We start from the raw sequence: 2,875 nt of genomic DNA, 5'->3' as shown, positions 1-2,875 counted from the left end.
ACCTTCCCCCCCTCCACGCCAAGCTTCTTTCCTTTATCGTCGACGCGGCTCGAAAGGTAGAGTCCCGGCCGTCCGCTGATCGTGCCGAGGCCATATTGGCTGGCAGCACCTTTCGCCATCGCCTCCTGAAAATAGTGCCGGAAATTATAGTCGATGCCGACAAAGCTGGTCGGTTCGCCGGCATTGCTGGCTGATATGGCGATGCCTGCCGTATCGATGACATAGATGGCGGAGGCCGAGGCATCGCCGGCAATCGCCTTGAGCTTGTCGTTGAGGGCCGCTTCTTGCATCTTCCCGGCCCGGCGCAGCGCGCCCCGCACAGCATCGTCGCGGGCCAGCACCAAGGGAACCAGGCGCTGCTTTTCGATTTCGCCGGTCAGCGTTCCCGCCGCCAGCGGCAGAGCGGCAAGTGCTGTGTCGCGCAGATTGTCGGCCGCCTGGCCGGAGGCGATGCGCCCGGCGATGGCGATCGCGCCAGCCAGGACGGCAAGGGCTGCGACCACGGCAAGCCAGCGGCCGTCGCGCAGCCGGGCCACCGCCTCGCGCAGCAACTCACGGCCGGCAAACCCTTGGGATTCGCTATCGGTGCCTGCCTGCGGCGTCTGCCCTCTCCCTTTTCTTCGCGGCTTTCCGGTCAGTGTAATGCGAAAATCCGCCCAGGCAAACGCCACTTGTGCGGAAATCCGCACAAGTATTGTCCGCGCGACCTCTGACAAAGGCGGAAATCCGCGATTCCGGCCTTTCCCCGATCTGGCACGACGCTTGCAAAACTGTTTTCAGCGGCGTGCGACCGGAGCGCCGCGATGGGAGAAGTCACGCAGGCGATCCGTTTTCGCCCATCCGGCCAGGGAGAGTTCGATGCACATCGCAGACCAATCAGGCGCGCTTGCCGCGCAGCGCAAACCTTTCTATGCCCAACTCTACGTGCAGGTGCTCGTCGCGATCACCGTCGGCATCCTGCTCGGCCATTTCTATCCGTCGGTCGGCGAGAGCATGAAGCCGCTCGGCGACGCCTTCATCAAGCTGGTCAAGATGATCATCGCCCCGGTCATCTTCCTGACCGTGACAACGGGCATTGCCGGCATGAGCGACCTGCAGAAGGTCGGGCGTGTTGCCGGCAAGGCGATGCTCTATTTCCTCACCTTTTCGACGTTGGCGCTGATCATCGGCCTTGTCGTCGCCAATGTCGTGCAGCCGGGCGCCGGCTTCAACATCGACCCGGCGACGCTCGACGCCTCGACCGTCAACACCTACGCCGCCAAGGCGCACGATCAGTCGGTCACCGGGTTCCTGATGAACATCATCCCGTCGACCATCGTCGGCGCCTTCGCCGACGGCGACATCCTGCAGGTGCTGTTCTTCTCGGTGCTGTTCGGCATCGCGCTGGCGCTGGTCGGCGACAAGGGCATGCCCGTGCTCAACTTCCTGCAGGCACTGACGACGCCGATCTTCAAGCTGGTCAGCGTGCTGATGAAGGCCGCCCCCATCGGTGCCTTCGGCGCCATGGCCTTCACCATCGGCAAATACGGCATCGGCGCGGTCATCAATCTCGCCATGCTGGTCGGCACCTTTTACGTGACGTCGTTCCTGTTCGTGTTCATCGTGCTGGGTGCGGTCTGCCGCTACAACGGCTTCTCCATCCTGTCGCTGATCCGCTACATCAAGGAAGAGCTGCTTTTGGTGCTGGGCACCTCCTCGTCGGAGGCCGCCCTGCCCTCGCTGATGGAAAAGATGGAGAAGGCCGGCGCCAAGCGCTCGGTGGTCGGCCTGGTCATCCCGACCGGCTATTCCTTCAACCTCGACGGCACCAACATCTACATGACCTTGGCGGCGCTGTTCATCGCACAGGCGACCAACATCCACCTGTCGATGGGTGACCAGATCCTGCTGCTGCTGGTGGCCATGCTCTCGTCCAAGGGTGCCGCCGGCATCACCGGAGCGGGCTTCATCACCCTTGCCGCCACGCTGTCGGTGGTTCCGGCGGTGCCGGTCGCCGGTATGGCGCTGATCCTCGGCGTCGACCGCTTCATGTCGGAATGCCGGGCGCTGACCAACTTCGTTGGCAATGCCGTCGCCACGCTGGTGGTGGCGCGCTGGGAAGGCGAACTCGACGAGGCCAAGCTGGCGAGGGCGCTGGCGGGCACGGCTGATGACAGCCTGCCGGCGGATGTCGTCCCCGCCGAGTAACCACGTGTGGCTTATGCGTAAAAGGCCGGAGGCATGCTGCCTGCGGCCTTTGTCATGCAGTCGCACGTCAGACGGTGCCGATCTTGCTCAGTGGTGTGTCCGGATATGTGCTTGGGCCGACAGGCATGCGGGCTGCCAAAGTGCCCTCGTCGTCGAACAGCACAAGGCTGGCGGCGCCGACGAGCCCGGCATGGCGGCCGAGCTGTGCTGGAACGACCGGTACGTCGCGATAGGCGCGCATGGCCCGCTGCCTGATGGTTGCCTCGATGGTCGGCGCCATCAGGTCGAGCCCATTGGCGATGCCGCCGCCGACGACCAGCACATCGGGCGAATAGAGATGTAACAGGTTGGTGAAGCCGACGCCCAGCCAGCGGGCTTCCTCGTCCAGCAAGGCCGAGGCAAGATCGTCGCGCAGCCGTGCCGCCTCGACGACATGGCGGCCGGTCACCTCCGCATCCGCTGACAGGCGCCGCAAGGCCGAGCCGTCGCCGGCGGCCGTGGCGGCGGTGGCGCGGCGGCCGAGCGCGGTTCCCGAAGCGATGGCCTCGAAGCAGCCGATAACGCCGCACACGCAACGCTCGCCCTCATTGGTGATGGTCATGTGACCGATCTCGGCGGCAAGGCCACGGCGGCCATGCAGGATGCGCCCATCGACGACGACACCGCCGCCGAGATCGGTCACATGACC

General features: G+C 64.9%; 2 protein-coding genes and 1 pseudogene. 1 reads left to right on the top strand and 2 read right to left on the bottom strand.

Features of this window, described 5'->3' with window-relative positions:
- Positions 1 to 689: pseudogene (locus tag EN879_RS30765) on the bottom strand (sensor histidine kinase); the annotation flags it as partial.
- Positions 690 to 858: 169 nt separating this feature from the next.
- Here EN879_RS30765 and EN879_RS30760 point away from each other — a divergent pair.
- The gene (locus EN879_RS30760; protein WP_063167594.1) at positions 859 to 2,187 is read left to right on the top strand and encodes a dicarboxylate/amino acid:cation symporter; all 1,329 of its coding nucleotides are present in this window, start codon (positions 859 to 861) and stop codon (positions 2,185 to 2,187) included.
- Between the two features lie 67 nt (positions 2,188 to 2,254).
- Here the strand turns inward: EN879_RS30760 and EN879_RS30755 are convergent.
- The coding region (locus EN879_RS30755; protein ID WP_127274473.1) for an ROK family protein at positions 2,255 to 2,875 on the bottom strand (621 nt) is incomplete at its 5' end.

The organism is Mesorhizobium sp. M7A.F.Ca.AU.002.02.1.1, assembly GCF_003998535.1.
Taxonomy (GTDB): Bacteria; Pseudomonadota; Alphaproteobacteria; order Rhizobiales; family Rhizobiaceae; genus Mesorhizobium; species Mesorhizobium ciceri.
The sequence above is the reverse complement of the archived record's forward strand: the minus strand, read 5'-3'. Positions and strand labels throughout refer to the sequence as shown.